The sequence below is a fragment of the Candidatus Nebulibacter yamunensis genome, from assembly GCF_024208055.1.
Classification (GTDB): Bacteria; Pseudomonadota; Gammaproteobacteria; order Francisellales; family Francisellaceae; genus Caedibacter; species Caedibacter lacustris.
In genome coordinates, this window is the sequence record NZ_JAMBMW010000015.1 from 1 (window position 1) to 18,876 (window position 18,876).

Here is an 18,876-nt window from a genome sequence, read left to right on the forward strand (position 1 = left end):
AATTTAAACAGGCGTTAAATGCGGGTGAATCTGTTGATAAACTCTCTAATATTGCAATGAATTTGGTAAGACAGGAAATAGAAAAAGGGCTAGATGTTAATAATAACATTGTAATCAAGAGTACTATACAGCAAGCAATCGAGGCACAATTGTCGACAAAAAGTATAGGTAAAATTGCTGCTGGAATGGTAAGTGTAGCAAGTGACTCTGACCAAGTCTCCTTTGTTGTTAAAGGCATTGTACAACAAACGATGGACTCAAACCTATCCTCTATTGAAATTGCCCAAATTCTTTCACAGATGATCCTTGATAGTGACAATGCACACCAAATTGAGATTATTCGAACTATTCTATCGGAGCCACAAATTAACGTGGAGTATATTACCCAAGTATATAACCATCTAAAAGAGCAGGATGTAGTCGTAGCAGATCGCTTTATGGAAGAAGCTGAAAAGACTAAAGATGGAGCACAAGATAATAAAACTCAAGAGGCTGCAAACAATGACATATCTGCATCTAAGCTTATATATCCAGAAAAGCTAAATCTGTTGGCACGACTTAAAGCCAAGATTTTTGGACAAGCTGAACCTGCTCAACAAGGTGATCTAACTACCTATAGTGAAGCTAAGCATCGTTATCAAATTGAGCTAGCTAAAGCAAGCTTATTAAAACTTGCCGACAATGGTAAAAATAATGACAAAAGCGTTACTGACAATTCTGTAAATAGTAAAAATAGGGTATAAGGGGGTAGTTAAGTGTAAAATTAAAGCTTTTATTTTATCTTCATAGTTTTAAAGCGATTAATTTATTGTTCCTATTTGATGTAATATCAAAAAACCATCTTTAGTGTGCTGATTTAGGCTATACAATACACCATTTTTGTTTAGATGCGCGATTGAGTTTTCTTTTGTGTATGAGATTAATTTTATTTGCTTGCTTCTTCGCTGTGGCGCTTGATTTTATTTATGCTAGAATACACGATATTTTGTGATAACCACTTAGTTTTCTTGATATGCAGGAGATAAAAATGAAAGATCAAGGACCACGAAATATAGGACTTGGCTCAATTAAATCCTATTCTTTCCCTATTACGGCGATAAGCTCCATTTTACATCGTATTACAGGTGTGCTAATGGTTGTGTTATTGCCATTTTTATTGTGGGCATTTAGCTTGTCAATGAGATGTGGTGGAGATTTTTACTACGTTCAAAATCTATTGATCCATTCTCCTTGGAGTATTGTGGTATGGATTTTTTTGTCAGCTGTGTCTTACCACGTGATTGCGGGGATCCGTCATTTGATTATGGACCTAGGATTTGGTGAAGAAATGTGCTGTGCAAAAGTAACATCGATTATGGTACTTGTTTTAGGTTCGCTTGTAACAATTTTGTGGGGGATTTGGATATGGCTAATGTAACTTGTTGTACACGTTCAGGTTTAAAGGATTGGTTTTTACAACGTATTAGCGCGATTATTATCATGCTTTATGCAATTTTTATTGTAGTTGTTGTTTTATGCCTTTCAGGTGATGGTTCTTATCATACGTGGATGGCGATTTTCCAGAATACTTGGGTTAAAGTCTTTACATTACTTGCATTTTTAGCGCTGATTGCACATGCCTGGATTGGGATGTGGACAATCTTTACTGACTATGTAAAATGTGCTTGGTTTGCGGGTATTTTGCAAGTTGCAGCGATTGTAGGATATTTTACCTGCTTTATTTGGCTTATCTGTATTTTATTTTAAGGGGCATAAGTAATGAAAATAGCAGTACAACAATTTGATGCAATCGTTGTAGGTGCCGGAGGTGCTGGCATGCAAGCAGCGTTTCAATTATCACAATCTGGATTTAAAACCGCAGCGATATCAAAAGTATTTCCAACAAGATCGCATACGGTATCGGCTCAAGGCGGAATTGCCGCAGCTTTAGGAAACGTTGAATTTGATGATGATTTACCATCTGATGATTGGAAATGGCATACTTATGATACCGTTAAAGGTTCTGACTATATTGGTGATCAAGAAGCTATTGAGTTTATGTGTGAAAATGCGCCACAAGCTATTATCGAGCTTGAGCATATGGGGATGCCATTTTCACGTTTAGAAAATGGCAAGATTTACCAACGTGCCTTTGGTGGAATGTCGCGTAATTATAATGTGGGCAATATTGCAAAAAGAACCTGTGCGGCCTCTGATAGAACAGGGCATGCACTATTGCATACACTTTACCAAGGTAATTTAAAACATGAAACCAAGTTTTTTAATGAATGGTATGCGATTGATCTTGTTAAATCGTCTGAAAATGCGATAGCAGGTGTAATTGCGCTTAATATGGAAAATAGTGAAATTGTATTCTTCCAGTCTAAAGTGACGATTTTGGCAACAGGTGGTGCTGGGCGCATTTATGAATCAAGTACTAATGCTCACATCAATACGGGTGATGGGATTGGGATGGCACTTCGTGCTGGCTTCCCACTACAGGATATGGAGTTTTGGCAATTCCATCCAACGGGTATTGCAGGTGCCGGAGTTTTAGTAACTGAAGGCTGTCGTGGTGAAGGTGGAATTTTACGTAATAAAAATGGTGAGCGTTTTATGGAGCGTTATGCGCCTAATGCCAAGGATCTAGCATCGCGTGATGTAGTATCTCGTGCGTCTCAACAAGAAATTAATGAAGGTCGTGGTTTGAAATTCGCTGGTGTTGATTGCGTTAATTTAGATTTAACACATTTGGATGAAAATGTAATTAAAGAACGCTTGCCAGGCATTCGTGAATTGGCAATGACTTTTGCAGGCGTTGACCCATTAAAAGCACCCATTCCTGTTGTCCCGACTTGCCATTATATGATGGGTGGTATTCCGACCAACAAATATGGTCAGGCAATTACACAAAATAAAAATGGTGAGGATATTGTTATTGAAGGTTTATATGCAGTAGGTGAATGTGCATCTGTATCTGTGCATGGTGCAAACCGTTTGGGTTCAAACTCATTGCTTGATTTGGTTGTGTTTGGTCGAGCTGCTGGTATGCACGCGGAAGGAGTGTTGCGTGCAGGGATGCAGCAACGAGAGGTAACTGATAAAGCAATTGATACAGCGATAGCGCGTTATCAACGTTGGGAAAACAATAAAGGTGGTGAAAGTGTTGCTACTTTAAGAGCAGAGCTTCAAAAAGCAATGCAAATTGATTTCTCAGTATTCAGAACAGAACATCAAATGCAAGAAGGTTTAGAGCGTTTAAAATCATTGCGTGGGCGTGTACAAAAAGCATCTTTAGTGGATCATTCGCACGTTTTTAATACCGCTCGAATTGAAGCACTTGAACTGGATAATTTAATGGAAACTGCGATGGCAACGGCAGTGCTTGCATTACAGCGTAAAGAATCGCGTGGCGCACACTCGCGTGAAGACTATCCTAAGCGTGACGATGAGAGCTGGTTAAAACATAGCTTATATTTCCTAGAAGGGGATAGATTCTCTACACGTGATGTAAATATGCAGCCATTAAAATTAGACCCATTCCAACCAAAAGTCAGAAGCTACTAAGGAGATATCGGTGAAAGTTCAGTTTAAAGTTTATCGCTATAATCCTGAAGTGGATAAAAAACCTTACTATCAAGATTATACCGTTACAGTCGAAAATGAAGGTACAAAAGTTTTAACTGCTATTGAGCTGATTAAGCAGCAAGATCCAACGTTAGCGGTGCGTCGTTCTTGTCGTGAAGGCGTTTGTGGTTCAGATGGCATGAGTATTAATGGTAAAAACCGATTGGCTTGTATTACCTCAATTGGTGAATTAAGTCAGCCAATTAAGTTGCAGCCCTTACCTGGCTTACCTGTTATTCGTGACTTGATCGTTAATATGGATCAATTTTATAAGAACTATGAGAAGGTCAAACCTTATTTAATTCCAGCTGAAGGGGATAATCCTGTTAAAGAACGCTTACAGTCACCAGAAGATCGAGCTAAACTCGATGGACTATATGAGTGTATCTTATGTGCTTGTTGTACAACTTCTTGCCCATCTTTTTGGTGGAACCCTGATAAATTTATTGGACCATCTGGATTGTTACAGGCTTATCGTTTTGTGATTGATTCACGAGATGGTGCAACGAAAGAGCGCTTAGAAGCATTGCAAGATCCATTTAGTGTCTTTAGGTGTCGTACGATTATGAATTGTGTGAGTGTTTGTCCTAAAGGCTTAAATCCAACAAAAGCTATCGGTAAACTTAGATCAATGATGTTGAAAAATAGTTTATAAATTTAGTTGAGCGCTGAAATGAAGTAAGTGCTTTTTTATTTTGGTCAAAGAAGGTTAAGAGTAAAACTATGAGTGAAACACAAGACTCAATGTCTTTATGGTTGGAAAGTTCACAACTTTCAGGTAGTAGCAGTGCTTATCTAGATGCAATTTATGAAGACTATTTAAAAGATCCTAATTTAGTTGATAGCAGTTGGCGTCAATATTTTGATGGTATACGCAATAATCAACATGATGTATCGCATGCGCAGATTAGAGAAGATTTTATTGCGTTGAGCAAAAATCCATTTCGGTTTGCTGTTTCAACGCCACAAGGCATAATTGTCGACTCTAGCAATTATCCAGATGGTGGGGATAAAATTTCACCCGTCATGGATTTGGTTTATATGTATCGTAGTGTTGGTCATAAGATTGCTAATCTTGATCCACTTGGCATTAAGTTACCTGAGGTTACACCAGAGCTTGACCTTGAATTTCATGGCTTAAATAAAGAGAATTTAAACGAAAGTTTTAACGTTGGGATTTTTTCTGATTATAAACCGATGTTGTTAAAAGACATTATCGCTAAACTTAAGCAAGTTTATGCCGATAGCGTTGGTTATGAATTTATGCACTTAAGCAACATGGCGGAAAAGATGTGGTTTCGTCAGCGGGTAGAAAAGGTAGCGCCAAATTTATCTAAAGAACGTAAAGAGTGGCTTTTAGAGCGTTTAACAGCTGCTGAAGGATTAGAAAAATATCTTGGCATGAAATATGTTGGTCAAAAGCGCTTCTCACTTGAAGGTGGAGAGTCGATGATTCCTGCATTAAATGAGATTATCAATAAGGCAGGTGAGGCGAGTGTGGAAGAGGTAGGTATGGGAATGGCGCATCGTGGGCGCTTGAATGTACTTGTCAATATCATGGGTAAATCACCCGAAAATTTATTTAAAGAGTTTGAAGGTGAGCAAGATAAAAAATTCTTGTCAGGGGATGTAAAATATCACTTAGGCTTTGCTTCGTGGCATAAGACACCAAAAGAAACTGTGCGTTTAGCACTTGCCTTTAACCCATCACATTTAGAGACGGTTGATCCTGTTGTAGAAGGTGCTGTTAGAGCGAAACAAGATTGTTTTGAGCATGGTGAAGCACCTAGCAAAGTAGTTCCCATTTTAATTCATGGCGACTCTGCTTTCTGTGGTCAAGGAGTGATAATGGAAACTTTTTCTTTGTCACAAACAAGGTACTATGGAACCGGAGGTACTATTCATATTGTGATCAACAACCAAGTTGGTTTTACAACAGATAAAAAAGAAGATAATAGAAGTAGTTTATATTGTACTGATATTGCAAAAATGGTCGAAGCACCTGTGTTGCATGTTAATGCTGATGATCCTGAAGCAGTTGTTCGTGTAGCAGGGCTTGCTATGGATTATCGTATGATGTTTAACAAAGATATTGTGATTGATTTAGTGTGCTATCGTCGTCATGGTCACAATGAAGCCGATGAGCCGTCCGGTACGCAGCCAAAGATGTATAGTATCATTAAAAAGTTACCAACAACTCGTGCTATCTATGCTGAAAAGTTAGAAAAAGAAGGTGTAGTTTCTCAAGAACAAGCCGATGTAATGGCAAAAGCCTATAGAGATAAATTGCAAAATAAACAAGTTGTTGCCGATGTCATTACGACTCAACAACAACGCAGTACTAAGTGTATTGTAAATTGGCGTCCTTATCTTAATCAAAAATGGGATCAAAGGGTGGATACGCGTTTTGATAAGGAGAAGTTGATTGAATTGGCGAATAAACTCAATCATTTACCAGAAGGCTTAATCTTGCAGCCACAAGTAAAAAAGACAATTGAGGATCGAGTCAAAATGGCTGCTGGTGAAAGCACAGCAAATTGGGGATTCGCTGAAAATCTTGCCTATGCCACGTTGTTGGTAGAGGGTTATAGTATACGCTTATCAGGTGAGGATTGTGGACGTGGTACTTTCTCACATCGCCATGCTGTATTACATAACTATGATTATAATAATGTCAATTTACCTGATTACATACCGTTGCAGCACATTAACCCTGAAGTACAGTGTCATATTATTGATTCAGTACTATCTGAATATGCGGTACTTGGTTTTGATTATGGCTATAGTTGTTCAGCACCAGAAAGTTTGGTAATTTGGGAAGCACAATTTGGTGATTTTGCCAATACGGCTCAGGTGGTGATTGATCAATTTATTGCGGCAGCAGAAGAAAAATGGGGTATTTTATCAGGACTTGTCATGTTATTACCACATGGTCAAGAAGGTCAAGGTGCGGAGCACTCATCTGCTAGACTAGAGCGTTTTTTACAGCTTTGTGCAAATGATAATATGCAAATTTGTGTGCCAACAACGCCTGCACAACTTTTTCATATGTTGCGTAGACAAATGCTAAGAGCTTATCGAAAACCACTTATTGTGATGTCACCTAAGAGTTTATTGCGCCATCCGCTTGTCTTTTCAAGTCTGGAAGATTTGGCAGATGGACATTTTTATAATGTGATTCATGAAACCGATGACATCAAAGCAGAAAAAATAACACGTGTGATTTTATGTTCTGGCAAAGTATATTATGATTTGTTATCTAAGCGTCGTGAAAAAGCGATTGAAGACATTGCTATTATTCGTATAGAACAACTTTACCCTTTCCCACAGCAAGATTTAGAGGCAGTGCTTGCTGCATATCAGCATGTTAGTGATATTGTTTGGGTACAAGAAGAGCCTGAAAATCAAGGTGCATGGTGGATGATTCAACATGAATTAAGAAGAGTGTTGGTCAAGGGGCAGAGCTTAAATTATGTTGGCAGAAAAGCAGCAGCAGCGCCTGCTGTTGGTTATCCAGCTTTGTTTCATATACAGCAGGATAAGCTGATTGGCAAAGCATTAAAACTTGATGAAAACAATAGTGCATAAGACAAGATTTTTATTTATAGATTTAGTAAAAAAGATAAAAGGGTAGAAAAAATGGCAGATATAAAAGTTCCTGTTTTTCCGGAGTCAATAGCAGAAGGTACTGTAGCAACTTGGCATAAAAAGCCAGGTGATCGTGTTGAAGAAGGTGATGTATTAGCTGAAATTGAAACCGATAAAGTCGTTATGGAAGTGCCAGCGATGAATGCAGGTATCATGGGGCAAGTGAAGAAGGGTGAAGGTGATAATGTTGTTTCTGAAGAAATCATTGGCACTATTTCCGAAAATGAAACACAACAAATGTCAACAGTAAAAGAACCTTCAAGTGCAAAAGGAAATACAGCTTCAGCAGCAAGTACTCAACTGAAAGGTACTACTGAAATTATTCATGCTCCCACTTTTCCAGAATCAATAGCAGAAGGTACTGTAGCAACTTGGCATAAGAAGCCAGGTGATCGTGTTGAAGAAGGTGAAACAATTGTTGAAATTGAAACGGATAAAGTAATGATGGAAGTCCCTGCTTCTGCATCAGGTGTGTTAACTAAAAGGTTAAAAGCAGAGGGTGATGCAGTATTAAGTGCTGAAGCAGTTGCAGAGATTACAGCAGGTAGCGTTTCATCGAATGTAAGTTCTGCTTTAGTGGTAGATCAACAATCTGCTAACGTACAGCAAACCAACGATAATTTATCGCCCTCAGTACGCCGTGCGGTTAAGGTAAATGATGTTGATTTGGCAAATGTACAAGGTAGTGGTAAAAATGGTCGTATTACCAAGCAAGACGTAATCAATGTACCAGTATCAAAACCATTACAAGCTTCTATATCTTCTTTACCTTCAATTGAATTTACATCTGATCGACCTGATAAACGTGTACGGATGACTCGTCTTCGTCAAACGATTGCTAAACGTTTGGTTGATGTGCAGCATAGTAATGCAATTTTAACGACGTTTAATGAAGTAGATATGAAACCAGTGATGGATTTAAGGTCACAATACAAGGATTTGTTTCTAAAAACACATGATGCCAAGCTTGGATTTATGTCATTTTTCTTGAAAGCAGCAACGGAAGCTTTAAAGCGTTTTCCTGAGGTTAATGCTTCTATTGATGGCAGTGATATCGTTTACCATGGTTATTTTGATATTGGTGTCGCTGTCGGTTCAGAGCGCGGCTTGGTTGTTCCTGTTATTCGCAATACCAATCAGAAGTCTTTTGCTAAGATTGAAACCGAAATTGTTGAAAAAGCGATTAAAGCACGTGATGGTAAGCTTTCGTTAGAAGAAATGCAAGGAGGAACTTTCACTATTACCAATGGTGGCACCTATGGTTCAATGCTATCGACGCCAATTATCAATGCGCCACAAAGTGCGATTTTAGGTATGCATAATATTATTGAGCGACCAGTTGTTATCAATGGTGAAATCGTTATCCGTCCTATTATGTATTTAGCACTTTCCTATGACCATAGGATTATTGATGGTAGTGTATCTGTTAAATTCTTAAAAACAATCAAAGAGTTGATCGAAGATCCAGCAAGGATGTTACTAGAAATCTAATTATTCACATTTAATGGAGCCTAGTATTAATTTTTCGATTGCGTCATCTACCAATCTATATCAAACTTACGCTTAAATGCGATTTCTAATCTAGCAAATTCCCCATACTATAAATGTGGGTTCATTTAAGTTTAACGTAGTATTTAATCAAAAGAACGATTTTACGGTAAGTTCTAAGAATGGTTCGCTAGAAAGTCATTGATCATCATGATACTATTAGTAACAATTTTTATTTGTAATAAATTCCTGATTCATGAGTGTGCAAATTTTACAATCGTTGATCCAATCTGTGCCAAACTTTCCAAAACCTGGGATTTTGTTTCGTGATATTACTCCCTTATTAGCTGATCCGAAAGGGTTACGTTTAACTGCTAAGCTTATGGCTGACCGTATAGAAAATTTACCTCATAGACCTACGCTAATTGCGGGACCTGAAAGCCGAGGCTTTATCTTTGGAGTGGGGTTAGCAAAGTATCTATCGATTGGTTTTATACCTATTCGTAAACAAGGTAAGTTGCCAAGAGCAGTGTATAAGTGTCAATATGAGCTTGAATATGGCTTTGACACACTTGAAGTGCATCAAGATGCTTTTAATAAAGAGGATCAAGTATTACTAGTTGATGATTTATTGGCAACAGGAGGTACGGCTTCTGCTTGTGTTGAGTTGGTGAACAAAGCAGGTGCAAATGTTTTAGGTTCTATATTTGTTATTGAGCTATTGGGTTTAAATGGGCGAGCTAAAATGCCTAAAGATATTGCAGTTGAGTCACTTATTCAGTATGACTAATGAAATTAATGTTCACTTTAATATTTCTTATTATCAAAAATCACTCCTTACCTGGTATCAAAAATATGGTCGTCATAACCTTCCCTGGCAAGGAGATTTTAGCCCTTATCACGTTTGGTTATCTGAAATTATGCTTCAGCAAACCCAAGTTAAAACAGTTATTCCTTATTTTTTAAAATTTATTGAGGTTTTTCCCGATATTATAACACTTGCTAATGAGCAACAAGATAAGGTTATGCAGTATTGGGCAGGACTTGGTTACTATGCCAGAGCAAGGAATTTGCATAAGGCTGCACAAATCATGCGTGATTTCCATCAAGGGAAGCTACCACACGATGTAGATACATTAATGGCATTACCAGGGATTGGTCGTTCAACGGCACATGCGATATTATCAATCGCTTTTAGCAAGCCCACTCCAATTCTAGATGGAAACGTTAAGCGCGTGTTTGCAAGGCTATTTCAACTTGGCGTACATCCAAATGACAAAAGTATGGAAAGGTATTTATGGCAATTGGCAAATAAACTCATGCCAATAGAAAATACTCAAGCTTATACGCAAGTGCAAATGGATTTTGGTGCTGCACTTTGTACTAGAACAAGACCAAAATGTATTCAATGCCCATTAAATGATATGTGCCTGGCTTACAATAACCAAGTTGTTAAGAATTATCCTGTTAAAAAGCCACAAAAAGTAAAACCTGTAAGGTCTAAGCGTTTTTATTTGTATTGTTATCAAGATGAGTTGTTACTCATTAAAAAACCAAATAAAGGGATATGGGGAGGACTTTATGTATTGCCCGATGAAGATTTATATTTGGGAGAATATACCCATATGCTATGCCAAGATCAAAGGCATATCTTTACCCATTTTGAATTAAATTATGATATTAAAGTTCATGCGGTAAATGAAAAGACTTGTATAAATCATCAGGGCATTTGGGTGCATAAAAACGCAATTAAGCAGTATGCGCTACCGGCACCATTGGCAAGACATTTAATTATTTCTGATCAAAAGGGATATGATGAATGCTAAGAAAGTTTTGTAACAGCTTTAAACCGTATTCGGTCAGATATGCTTCAGGGTGGTATTGAATGCCATAAATTGGGTAAGACTTATGACAAAACGCCATAAGCTCATGATCTTGACTATAAGCAATGCCTTTGAGTGTGTGTGGTAAACTATTATGTGCAACGATAAGGGAATGATAGCGTGTAACCAATATTTTATTAGGTAGATTTCTATAGAGTTCATCGTTATCATGCGTAATTTCAGAGCATTGCCCGTGCATAATTTGTTTGGCGTGAATGACTTTAGCGCCAAAGTATTGAGCAAGAAGTTGATGCCCCAAACATACACCTAACAAAGGTATTTTCAAATTGATTGCTTCACGGATAATTGGGTATAAATGTAACAATTCATTAGGGTGACCAGGTCCTGGTCCAATCACAATGTATTTAAATGAGTTGATTTTAAATTTGGATGAAACTTCGTCTGTTTTGATATGCCTAATTTCTTGTCTAAGACGTTTAAAATAGTCCATTAGGATGTGTGAAAACGAATCGTAGTGATCAATAAACAATAACATATTAAACCTTACTTTTTGTGAGTATTAAGTAATATTGGTAGTTTGGTTTGCGCTAAAGTTACCGGTATTTTGCCGCGTATATCGTTAATTAAATAAATGGCCGTTGCTGTTGTTAGCTCATCTGGCGTTATGGATCGCTCAATAACACCATTATTAATAATCTTAGAGCGTGCGATACCAGGTAGTAAACCATCACTAAGCGATGGTGTAAAAAGTGTATGATTGATCTCAACAATAATGTTGTAAAAGCGAGCTTCTGTGATGTGACCTTTTTCATTTATGTAAATGAGCTCAGCACCTTCTGCCCCATTTAAATATTTATTGTGCATAGTTTCATAAAAACCACGCGTACTTTTATCAGTGGTTTTATGTAACCATAATGGATGAGAGGATTCAATTTTTTCAGGGCAAATATAGATTGTTATAGCCGTGTTTTCGGTAGGTATGGTAATAGTTTGATGGCTAATTTTATAACCACCTTTATAATCTACTTCTACTCTTACCTTATAGGTTTTATTATTTTGATTTTTTAAATATTGTAAGGCATAGTTTAAAAGGTCAGATTCAATATCCATTGGGTTGAGGGTAAAGTGTAAGCACTGTGCTGAATATATAAGCCTTTGTAAATGTAAGTCTAAAGAAGTAAAGCCTTTTCTATCATACAACAGGGTTTCAATTAAGTTAAAGCTAGGTTGATAGCAGCGTTTTAAAAAGGTAAGTTTTGTAAGCATTTCTTGCCACTCGTCATCACAAGTAGATTGAATAGTAAAGCCACCACCTACGCCACATTCAAAGAGGTTATTTGGTTTTTGGCTTAAAGTACGAATCGCAACGTTAAAACACATATCATTATTTGGTAGGATATAACCAATACAACCAGTGTAAAGATTGCGAGCAGGTTCTAAATTTTTGATGAATTCCATTGTACGCTTTTTAGGAGCCCCAGTAATAGAGCCGCAAGGAAATAAGTTTTTCAGGATGTGAGAAAATGAAGTTTCAGGTACAAGTTTTGCGGATAAGGTAGAGGTCATTTGATAAACGCTTTTATAAGTTTCAATATCAAAGGCATCAATGACCTCGATACTTCCTGTTTCACAAAAACGAGCTAAATCATTGCGAAGCAAATCAATAATGATTAAATTCTCTGCTTTATTTTTAGAGTCATTTTTTAAGAATGTATAGGAATTTTGATCTAACACGGGATCATCAAAACGAGCAGATGTGCCTTTCATTGGCTTAACTGTTATGAGGTTAGCTGTTTTTTTAAAAAATAATTCAGGTGAAAAAGATAAAACAGTCACAGGTGAAAAAGGTAAAAAAGCACTATATTGAACGGGTTGTTGTGCCTTTAATTGTTGATAAAGTTCAAAAACAGAAAGAGGACTTCTAAGCTGTACACGTTTGGTATAATTAATCTGATAACTTTCACCATCTAAGAGCGCTTTTTGAATGACTGCAAAGTCTTTCATGTATTGCTTATAAGATAAACAATCGTGAATCATATCAATTGCAGGAAATACTGAATATGTACTTTGCTTTTGAGATGATTGAAGTTGGCAATTTTTAAAAGCTACAAAATGTATTAAAGGGGTACAAAATGAAGCATCTTGGTCTTGCATAGATGTAAAGTCAGAATTGAGGTAGTAAGCTGCCTCATAACTGACATACCCAACAAGATATAAGCCTTGCTGCTGTAGGGACTCTAATTGATCCAATGCACTTTTGATGTTTATAGGGGTAATACATGAGATTTCATCAACGGGGCTGTCAAAGTAGAAGCTTGGCTTGCTTGAATCAAGTGTATTTTCAAGGCAGGCAAATTTTGGTAGTTGTTTCATTATTGATGTCTCGTACAAGGCGATAGCGATCGATTTTTCCGGTGATATTGATAGGTAGTTGTGAATAGTAAAAGAGTTTATCAATATGCTTGTATTGTGCAAGGTATTGGCTTAGAAATTGATTGACTTGTTCTAGCGTTAATATGGTATTTTCTTTTAAAACCAGGCAAGCGCAGATAAGCTCCCCCCAAATAGCGTTTTTCTGACCCACAACAGCGGCCTGCTTGATTTGAGGTATTTGATAGAGATAATGTTCTAACTCAAGTGGTGCAATATTCGAGCCGCCTTTGATAATAATATCTTTTATTCGACCAAGAAAATAAAGGTTATGTTCATTATCTACATAGCCATAATCTCCCGTGGGGAGCCATACTCCTTGATGAGAGATAGGCTGTATTGGTGTTTGAATATAAATCTCTCCAATTGGGAAAGGTGTATTTTTAAGCTCTAAAGGGTAAGCTTGCTGAGATTTAAGTGATTGAATTTTTATTTTTACGTCATCAAAAAGTTTAATTTTATTATGTTCATTCGTCTTGCTAATGTTTTGAGCATAACCATAGACTTCAGTCATTCCTAAGCCATTTAATAAAGGTTGATCAAATGTGTCTTTTACCAGTTGAAAGAGCATTGGATTGGGTTGATCGCCTGCAACGCTAAGGTGTCTTAAATGGTGATTGGTTAAGCTTTTCTGTTTGACTTGTTGACATAGTTGGTAATACATTGTAGGTAGTAGCGCTAAAGCCGATACTTCATAGTGTTTGATGTAGTGAAGTGCGGTTTTCGCATTAAAGCTTGGTGCTAAAATCATACTGTTACCAAGTGCTATATTTGGTAATAGTTGATAAGAAAAAGCATATGCGTGGTTAAATGATAGGTGTACCAGTGACAAATCACCTTTTTTAAGCCCATAATCAAATTGGCGTTGGTAGGCATAAGCTAAGATTTGTGAGGTGTAATGACCATGAAAATTATAATGTCCTCCTGTGCCTGAGCTTATGTGATAGGTAATACCTTCTTTTTTGTGTTGGATTGGGTTTACTGCTCTTTTTGTAGTTGGAGTGCCAGTAATTGTGTTTAAAAAATTCATTGGTGCATCAACGACATAGAGTTTAATACGTTCAGTTTGGCAATATGCGGTCAGGATATCTGAGTTTTGTTGCGATTCAATGATTAGTAAATTTGGTTTAGCACGTTTAACTAGTCCAAGAAGTTCATTTGAAATAAAGCGAGGATTAACTGGGAAGCATTCAATTGCATTTAACCAAGAAGCCAAAAATAATCCAACTGAAAAAGGTGAATTGCTAATTGAAAACATAAGCCTATGGCAGTTTTGTTGTATTAGCCAATTACTTATTTTAAGTGCATTATCATGCAGCATTTGATAGCGATAAGCTTCATTATTGTAGATAAAGGCATAGTGGTTTCCAATACGTTGTAAGTAGTCAAAAAAATGCTCAATACACTGTATTTCAGACTGTTCTAACATATACTCTTCCCAAAAGGGTATGGTTGGCGCTATTTTAAGTGAAAGTATAGGTAGTGACAATGTTACTTAATAATATTTATGACTATTTTGCTTTTCGTAACAGATCTCTTACGAATCATGTTTAAGTCTGTCTAATAAGTTATGCATAGCTAAATGAGATACGAGATATTTATATATTCAAAATTAGAATTGTTGTATCTAGGCAAAGAAAATTGCAAAAAAGCATAGCTTAGGTATAATCGTTGGTCTAGTAATATAAATGCCTGATGTTTTACATTGGGCGTTTTTATTTTGCTTTTCGTAATATACCATTTGCAAACCACTCCCTATGAAAGTCCGCTTTCATTTGCAATAACGACCAACTTTTGTGGTCATGGAAGTGTAAAGTGTATACTGGCAAGATGAGAAAGTTTAAAAATAGGTTGTGATAGATATTAAGTAGCGTTATGACAATTAAAATTAAGTATAAGGAAGCGTAATGTCTAAAAGAATTCCAATGACAGTAAATGGCGAAGCCGCTTTGAAACTTGAACTACAAAATTTAAAAGGTGTGCAAAGGCCAAATGTAATTGCAGCAATTGCTGAGGCACGTGAGCATGGTGATTTGAAAGAAAATGCCGAGTACCATGCTGCACGGGAACAACAAAGCTTTATTGAGGGGCGAATTCAAGAATTAGAAGCTAAGCTCAGTAATGCCCAAGTGATTGATGTTTTGAAGATGAATAATACAGGTAAAGTGATATTTGGTGCTACGGTAACCTTATTAAATCTTGAAAATGATGTAGAAACCACTTATCAAATTGTTGGCGAAGACGAAGCAGACATCAGACAAAATAAAATTTCCTTTAGTTCGCCACTTGCCAGGGCACTTATTGGTAAGGTAGAAGGTGATGAGGCAAACGTGACAACTCCAGCTGGCATGGTTGAGTACGAAATCCTTGCTGTTGAGTACCGCTAATCGTCAAAGCTTTTAAAAATTATGAATTATCTACTCTTATTCTTTATTGGGTTAATTTGGGGGGCACAATTTGTACTAATTGATTTTTCTTTATCAATTTATACTCCCGAACAGTTGGCATTGTTTAGAACACTCTATGCTGCCTTATTTTTAATTGTTTTTTGTGTGCTGACAAAACGAAAACGTCATACTCGATCCATGATAGTTTGGCTTAAGGTGATTGTGATTGGTGTGCTGGAAATCGTTATTCCTTTTACCTTAGTAATGTGGGGACAACAGTTTGTTTCTGGAAGTATGGCGTCTATTTTAATGGGAACAATTCCATTTTTTACGATTATCTTGATCCTCCTCACAGGAATCGAGCGTGCAACGGCGACTAAATTCATAGCCATGATGGTTGGATTTATAGGTCTTATAGTATTATTTATTCCGGATTTAATCAAATATGGTATGTCTTTAGCAATATTGCCTGAGCTTGCAATTTTAGTGGGTGCTTTATCTTTTGCTAGTGCACTTATCATCATTAGGAGTCTGTCACATGAAGATTCCTTTTTACTTTCAAGAGATGCGTTTTTTATCGGCACGATAATCATGTTTGCGATCAACTTAGGCAATGGTTCCCTTAATCAATTGAGTTTTTCATTTTACCCATTTATTGCTTCATTGTTGTTAGGTATTTTTTGTTCTGGGATTGTTTATGTGTTGTATGTTAGTCTAATCAAGCGAGCAGGTGTAGGTTTTTGTTCTTTGTCAAACTATCTTGTTCCATTGTTTGGCAGTATCTTAGGGGTGATTATTATGAATGATCATATTACTTTGAATATGATATTGGCGTGTGTACTTATTTTGCTGTCAATTACGATTGAACCACTTATTCGGTTTTGGTGCGGAAAAATAAGGTGTTAGTGTTTCATTCCTTAAATGCGTCATGATCGATAATCAAATATAGTAATTGATATGTCTTTTGATTGTTATTTAACTAGTTTTATTAGGAGTGATGTAAGGAATCGAGCATTAGTATGTGGATATTACTTTATTTCATATTCATCTAAGTAATCAGGAATGATACAGTTCCAGTTAAGTTTGGATTCAATTGTTCGTTTAAGTGCTTCTGCTGCAAAACTTTCACCATGTGTGATGAAAGTCTTTTTAGGTGCCTGATTAGTGTGACTCAACCAGTGCAACATTTCTATATAATCGACGTGTGCAGACATGTTAGAAATACTGTGAATTTTAGCACGTACTGGGATAACTTCGTTAAAAATTTTAGTGTTACCATGACCAGATTCAATGATTTGTCCACGTGTACCAGGAGCTTGGAAACCGGTTAGTAAAATGGCATTTTTAGAATCGGGGGCATAGTATTTTATATGATGTAATACTCGACCTCCGTTGACCATGCCGCCAGCTGAAATAATGATTTTAGACCCTTTACTGCGATTTATTTCCTTTGATTCATCCGGGGTTGGTGTGTAGATAACCATATTAGCAATATTTTGGCATATATCAGGGCTTAATCTATGTTCATGTGTAAAGTGACACAAAAGATTGGTAGAGTAAATACCCATTGGGCTATCAAGGTAAATAGGTATATCAGGGATTTGTTTACTGTTTCTTAACATATACAAATAATAGAGCACGCTTTGTATTCGCCCAACTGCAAAAGCAGGAATCACGATTACACCTTCATTAGCTATAGTATCATTAATAATCTTGCTTAATTCTGTTTGAGGATCAATTTTTTTATGCTCACGATTACCATAAGTTGATTCAATAATAAGATAGTCAATATTATTTGGTGGTAATTTTGGTGGGTACATTATAGGATCATTATCACGTCCTAAATCACCACTAAATATAATTCTTTGACCATGCAGTCGTAACTCTAGAAATGCTGCACCTAAAATATGACCAGCAGGATGCCAAGTAACGTGTACATGTTTGTTTAAGACAATATCCTGTGCAAACGGTATCACTTTAAAATGGTTAAGTGTCTTATATGCTTCTACAACGTTGTAAAGAGGTAAGGCTGGAGAATGTTTTGATGAGTGATATTTATTAGCAAAAGTAGCTTCTTCTTCTTGTAAATGTGCACTATCAGGCAATAAAATTTTGCACAGCTCGTAGCTTGCTTCTGTTGCATATATTTTTCCTTTAAAGCCATTTTTGACCAACAATGGCAAATATCCCGAGTGATCAATATGAGCATGAGTTAATAAAACACTATCAATTTCTTTAGGATTTACTGGTAAAGGATTCCAGTTTCTTCTTCGTAGATCATGGTTACCTTGAAATAATCCACAGTCGATCAAATAGCGATTAGTATCAACTGTTACTAAGTATTTAGATCCTGTTACGGTTTTGGCTGCTCCTAAGAACTTTATTTTCATATGTGACACTTTATTGATTGTTTTTATCAATTAAAGTATAGATTGTATGATATGTCTATAAAAGCCTTATAGGTAGGCAGAAATTAAAAATGCTTATTGAGAATGATTTTTAGAGGTATTCTTTACAAAGAAGTTCTCAGTGGTTTTTGTCATAAAACATTCATGTCTAAGCTTCTGTTTGATATCCCAGTTTTTAAACTTTCCACTATCAGTAGTGAGCTGTATAGATAGGTATATTTTTTGAATTATGTTAAAAATGGAGCGGGAAACGAGGTTCGAACTCGCGACCCCAACCTTGGCAAGGTTGTGCTCTACCACTGAGCTATTCCCGCTTGAAAATGGCGCACCCGGAAGGATTCGAACCTCCGACCGCCTGGTTCGTAGCCAGGTACTCTATCCAACTGAGCTACGGGTGCGTAGAGTGTTTTCAAGGACCTTGAAAACGAAGTGAATAATAGAGCTTTGTTGACTTGCTGTCAACGACAAAATAGGAATAAAATGGAAAATAAAGAAAAAAATCAAGAGTGGTTTCAGAGTGATCAATATTGTTTAAAGTGGAGTATATCGTTTGCACATTTATCAATATTTCCACATTAAACATCTTGTGTTGTCGGTAGAGAGATTATTGCTGTATAAAAGATTTTTCGTTAGTATAGGCAACGAGTTTATTTATTTTGGTTTCCTTAAAATACAATATGTGTGAATTATGAAAAAAATAATTGTTCTTTTGTGGGCTAGTGTGTTGTTATCCAATATTGGTTTTACTAATGATAAAAAAGATAAACAACAGCAAGAAACAAAAGTTGTACACAGTTGTTCTGCGCAAACAAGTCATTGTGAGTTTAATAGCAATTGGGAATTGTTTAAACAGGATGTTTTGGATGTAGTTCATTCAGGGAAGCAAGTCACAAAGGATGTCCTAAATCAAACAGGAGAGTATACACAAAAAACTTGGCAGAAAGTAAAAGATGTTACTGCTGAATGTTGGGAAAACACTAAAGAAGTAGCACGACAAGGTGATGATTATTTTAGAATAAATCAAAATAAGGAGTAAAAATAAAGGATCTTGATGTTCAAAAAAAT

General features: G+C 36.5%; 16 protein-coding genes and 2 tRNA genes. 12 read left to right on the forward strand and 6 right to left on the reverse strand.

From position 1 onward, the window contains the following. The 9 genes from M1V25_RS07250 to mutY form a co-directional block, all read left to right on the forward strand. Nucleotides 1-743 (forward strand): hypothetical protein (locus M1V25_RS07250; RefSeq protein ID WP_498842865.1); only part of this gene is annotated, 743 nt, incomplete at its 5' end. Between the two features lie 284 nt (nucleotides 744-1,027). Then, nucleotides 1,028-1,417, forward strand: a complete 390-nt coding sequence (sdhC, locus tag M1V25_RS07255; protein WP_116964061.1) for a succinate dehydrogenase, cytochrome b556 subunit — start codon at nucleotides 1,028-1,030, stop codon at nucleotides 1,415-1,417. Beyond that, nucleotides 1,405-1,746, forward strand: coding sequence for a succinate dehydrogenase, hydrophobic membrane anchor protein (gene sdhD, locus M1V25_RS07260; RefSeq protein WP_116964060.1), 342 nt, complete (start codon nucleotides 1,405-1,407; stop codon nucleotides 1,744-1,746). The genes sdhC and sdhD overlap by 13 nt, the downstream gene beginning before the upstream one ends. Nucleotides 1,747-1,758: 12 nt before the next feature. After that, on the forward strand, nucleotides 1,759-3,546 hold the full coding sequence (gene sdhA / locus M1V25_RS07265; RefSeq protein ID WP_116964059.1) for a succinate dehydrogenase flavoprotein subunit: 1,788 nt from the start codon (nucleotides 1,759-1,761) through the stop codon (nucleotides 3,544-3,546). Between the two features lie 10 nt (nucleotides 3,547-3,556). Then, nucleotides 3,557-4,261, forward strand: coding sequence for a succinate dehydrogenase iron-sulfur subunit (locus M1V25_RS07270; RefSeq protein ID WP_498842866.1), 705 nt, complete (start codon nucleotides 3,557-3,559; stop codon nucleotides 4,259-4,261). A gap of 68 nt (nucleotides 4,262-4,329) precedes the next feature. Next, the gene (locus M1V25_RS07275; protein WP_498842867.1) at nucleotides 4,330-7,194 is read left to right on the forward strand and encodes a 2-oxoglutarate dehydrogenase E1 component; all 2,865 of its coding nucleotides are present in this window, start codon (nucleotides 4,330-4,332) and stop codon (nucleotides 7,192-7,194) included. Nucleotides 7,195-7,245: 51 nt separating this feature from the next. Next, on the forward strand, nucleotides 7,246-8,745 hold the full coding sequence (gene odhB / locus M1V25_RS07280) for a 2-oxoglutarate dehydrogenase complex dihydrolipoyllysine-residue succinyltransferase (protein ID WP_498842868.1): 1,500 nt from the start codon (nucleotides 7,246-7,248) through the stop codon (nucleotides 8,743-8,745). A 253-nt stretch (nucleotides 8,746-8,998) separates the two neighbouring features. Next, nucleotides 8,999-9,532 (forward strand): adenine phosphoribosyltransferase, encoded by a 534-nt coding sequence (locus tag M1V25_RS07285; RefSeq protein WP_116964055.1) that lies wholly within the window; start codon nucleotides 8,999-9,001, stop codon nucleotides 9,530-9,532. Further along, a complete protein-coding gene (gene mutY, locus M1V25_RS07290; protein WP_157966614.1) occupies nucleotides 9,525-10,568 on the forward strand; it encodes an A/G-specific adenine glycosylase in 1,044 nt (347 codons plus the stop codon). Before M1V25_RS07285 ends, mutY begins: the two co-directional genes overlap by 8 nt. Here the strand turns inward: mutY and M1V25_RS07295 are convergent. The 3 genes from M1V25_RS07295 to M1V25_RS07305 are packed head-to-tail and all read right to left on the reverse strand — an operon-like array spanning nucleotide 10,534 to nucleotide 14,445. Continuing rightward, nucleotides 10,534-11,121 (reverse strand): anthranilate synthase component II, encoded by a 588-nt coding sequence (locus M1V25_RS07295; protein WP_116964053.1) that lies wholly within the window; start codon nucleotides 11,119-11,121, stop codon nucleotides 10,534-10,536. The two genes, mutY and M1V25_RS07295, sit on opposite strands and share 35 nt — an antisense overlap. A gap of 8 nt (nucleotides 11,122-11,129) precedes the next feature. Beyond that, the gene (locus M1V25_RS07300; protein ID WP_498842869.1) at nucleotides 11,130-12,959 is read right to left on the reverse strand and encodes a chorismate-binding protein; all 1,830 of its coding nucleotides are present in this window, start codon (nucleotides 12,957-12,959) and stop codon (nucleotides 11,130-11,132) included. Next, entirely contained in the window at nucleotides 12,928-14,445 is a 1,518-nt protein-coding gene (locus tag M1V25_RS07305) for a class I adenylate-forming enzyme family protein (RefSeq protein WP_498842870.1), read from the reverse strand. The genes M1V25_RS07300 and M1V25_RS07305 overlap by 32 nt, the downstream gene beginning before the upstream one ends. A gap of 478 nt (nucleotides 14,446-14,923) precedes the next feature. Between M1V25_RS07305 and greA the strand changes: the two genes are divergently transcribed. Beyond that, nucleotides 14,924-15,403 (forward strand): transcription elongation factor GreA, encoded by a 480-nt coding sequence (gene greA / locus M1V25_RS07310; RefSeq protein WP_116964050.1) that lies wholly within the window; start codon nucleotides 14,924-14,926, stop codon nucleotides 15,401-15,403. Nucleotides 15,404-15,424: 21 nt separating this feature from the next. Then, nucleotides 15,425-16,309, forward strand: a complete 885-nt coding sequence (locus M1V25_RS07315; protein ID WP_116964049.1) for a DMT family transporter — start codon at nucleotides 15,425-15,427, stop codon at nucleotides 16,307-16,309. A gap of 122 nt (nucleotides 16,310-16,431) precedes the next feature. Here M1V25_RS07315 and M1V25_RS07320 read toward each other — a convergent pair whose 3' ends face one another. From M1V25_RS07320 to M1V25_RS07330, 3 genes are all read right to left on the reverse strand, one after another. Next, nucleotides 16,432-17,793, reverse strand: coding sequence for an MBL fold metallo-hydrolase RNA specificity domain-containing protein (locus M1V25_RS07320; RefSeq protein WP_498842871.1), 1,362 nt, complete (start codon nucleotides 17,791-17,793; stop codon nucleotides 16,432-16,434). Between the two features lie 257 nt (nucleotides 17,794-18,050). Next, nucleotides 18,051-18,125, reverse strand: a tRNA-Gly gene (locus M1V25_RS07325). 7 nt (nucleotides 18,126-18,132) lie between these two features. Beyond that, a tRNA-Arg gene (locus tag M1V25_RS07330) sits at nucleotides 18,133-18,209 on the reverse strand. A 290-nt stretch (nucleotides 18,210-18,499) separates the two neighbouring features. Here M1V25_RS07330 and M1V25_RS07335 point away from each other — a divergent pair. Next, a complete protein-coding gene (locus M1V25_RS07335; RefSeq protein ID WP_498842872.1) occupies nucleotides 18,500-18,847 on the forward strand; it encodes a hypothetical protein in 348 nt (115 codons plus the stop codon). The last annotated feature ends 29 nt before the right edge of the window (nucleotides 18,848-18,876 follow it).

What these genes read in the sequence shown, in the direction of transcription:
- sdhC (WP_116964061.1), top strand. Translation starts at nt 1,028, where the DNA reads ATGAAAGATCAAGGACCACGAAATATAGGACTTGGCTCAATTAAATCC.
- sdhD (WP_116964060.1), top strand. Translation starts at nt 1,405, where the DNA reads ATGGCTAATGTAACTTGTTGTACACGTTCAGGTTTAAAGGATTGGTTT.
- sdhA (WP_116964059.1), top strand. Translation starts at nt 1,759, where the DNA reads ATGAAAATAGCAGTACAACAATTTGATGCAATCGTTGTAGGTGCCGGA.
- M1V25_RS07275 (WP_498842867.1), top strand. Translation starts at nt 4,330, where the DNA reads ATGAGTGAAACACAAGACTCAATGTCTTTATGGTTGGAAAGTTCACAA.
- odhB (WP_498842868.1), top strand. Translation starts at nt 7,246, where the DNA reads ATGGCAGATATAAAAGTTCCTGTTTTTCCGGAGTCAATAGCAGAAGGT.
- M1V25_RS07285 (WP_116964055.1), top strand. Translation starts at nt 8,999, where the DNA reads ATGAGTGTGCAAATTTTACAATCGTTGATCCAATCTGTGCCAAACTTT.
- mutY (WP_157966614.1), top strand. Translation starts at nt 9,525, where the DNA reads ATGACTAATGAAATTAATGTTCACTTTAATATTTCTTATTATCAAAAA.
- M1V25_RS07295 (WP_116964053.1), bottom strand. Translation starts at nt 11,121, where the DNA reads ATGTTATTGTTTATTGATCACTACGATTCGTTTTCACACATCCTAATG.
- M1V25_RS07300 (WP_498842869.1), bottom strand. Translation starts at nt 12,959, where the DNA reads ATGAAACAACTACCAAAATTTGCCTGCCTTGAAAATACACTTGATTCA.
- M1V25_RS07305 (WP_498842870.1), bottom strand. Translation starts at nt 14,445, where the DNA reads ATGTTAGAACAGTCTGAAATACAGTGTATTGAGCATTTTTTTGACTAC.
- greA (WP_116964050.1), top strand. Translation starts at nt 14,924, where the DNA reads ATGTCTAAAAGAATTCCAATGACAGTAAATGGCGAAGCCGCTTTGAAA.
- M1V25_RS07315 (WP_116964049.1), top strand. Translation starts at nt 15,425, where the DNA reads ATGAATTATCTACTCTTATTCTTTATTGGGTTAATTTGGGGGGCACAA.
- M1V25_RS07320 (WP_498842871.1), bottom strand. Translation starts at nt 17,793, where the DNA reads ATGAAAATAAAGTTCTTAGGAGCAGCCAAAACCGTAACAGGATCTAAA.
- M1V25_RS07335 (WP_498842872.1), top strand. Translation starts at nt 18,500, where the DNA reads ATGAAAAAAATAATTGTTCTTTTGTGGGCTAGTGTGTTGTTATCCAAT.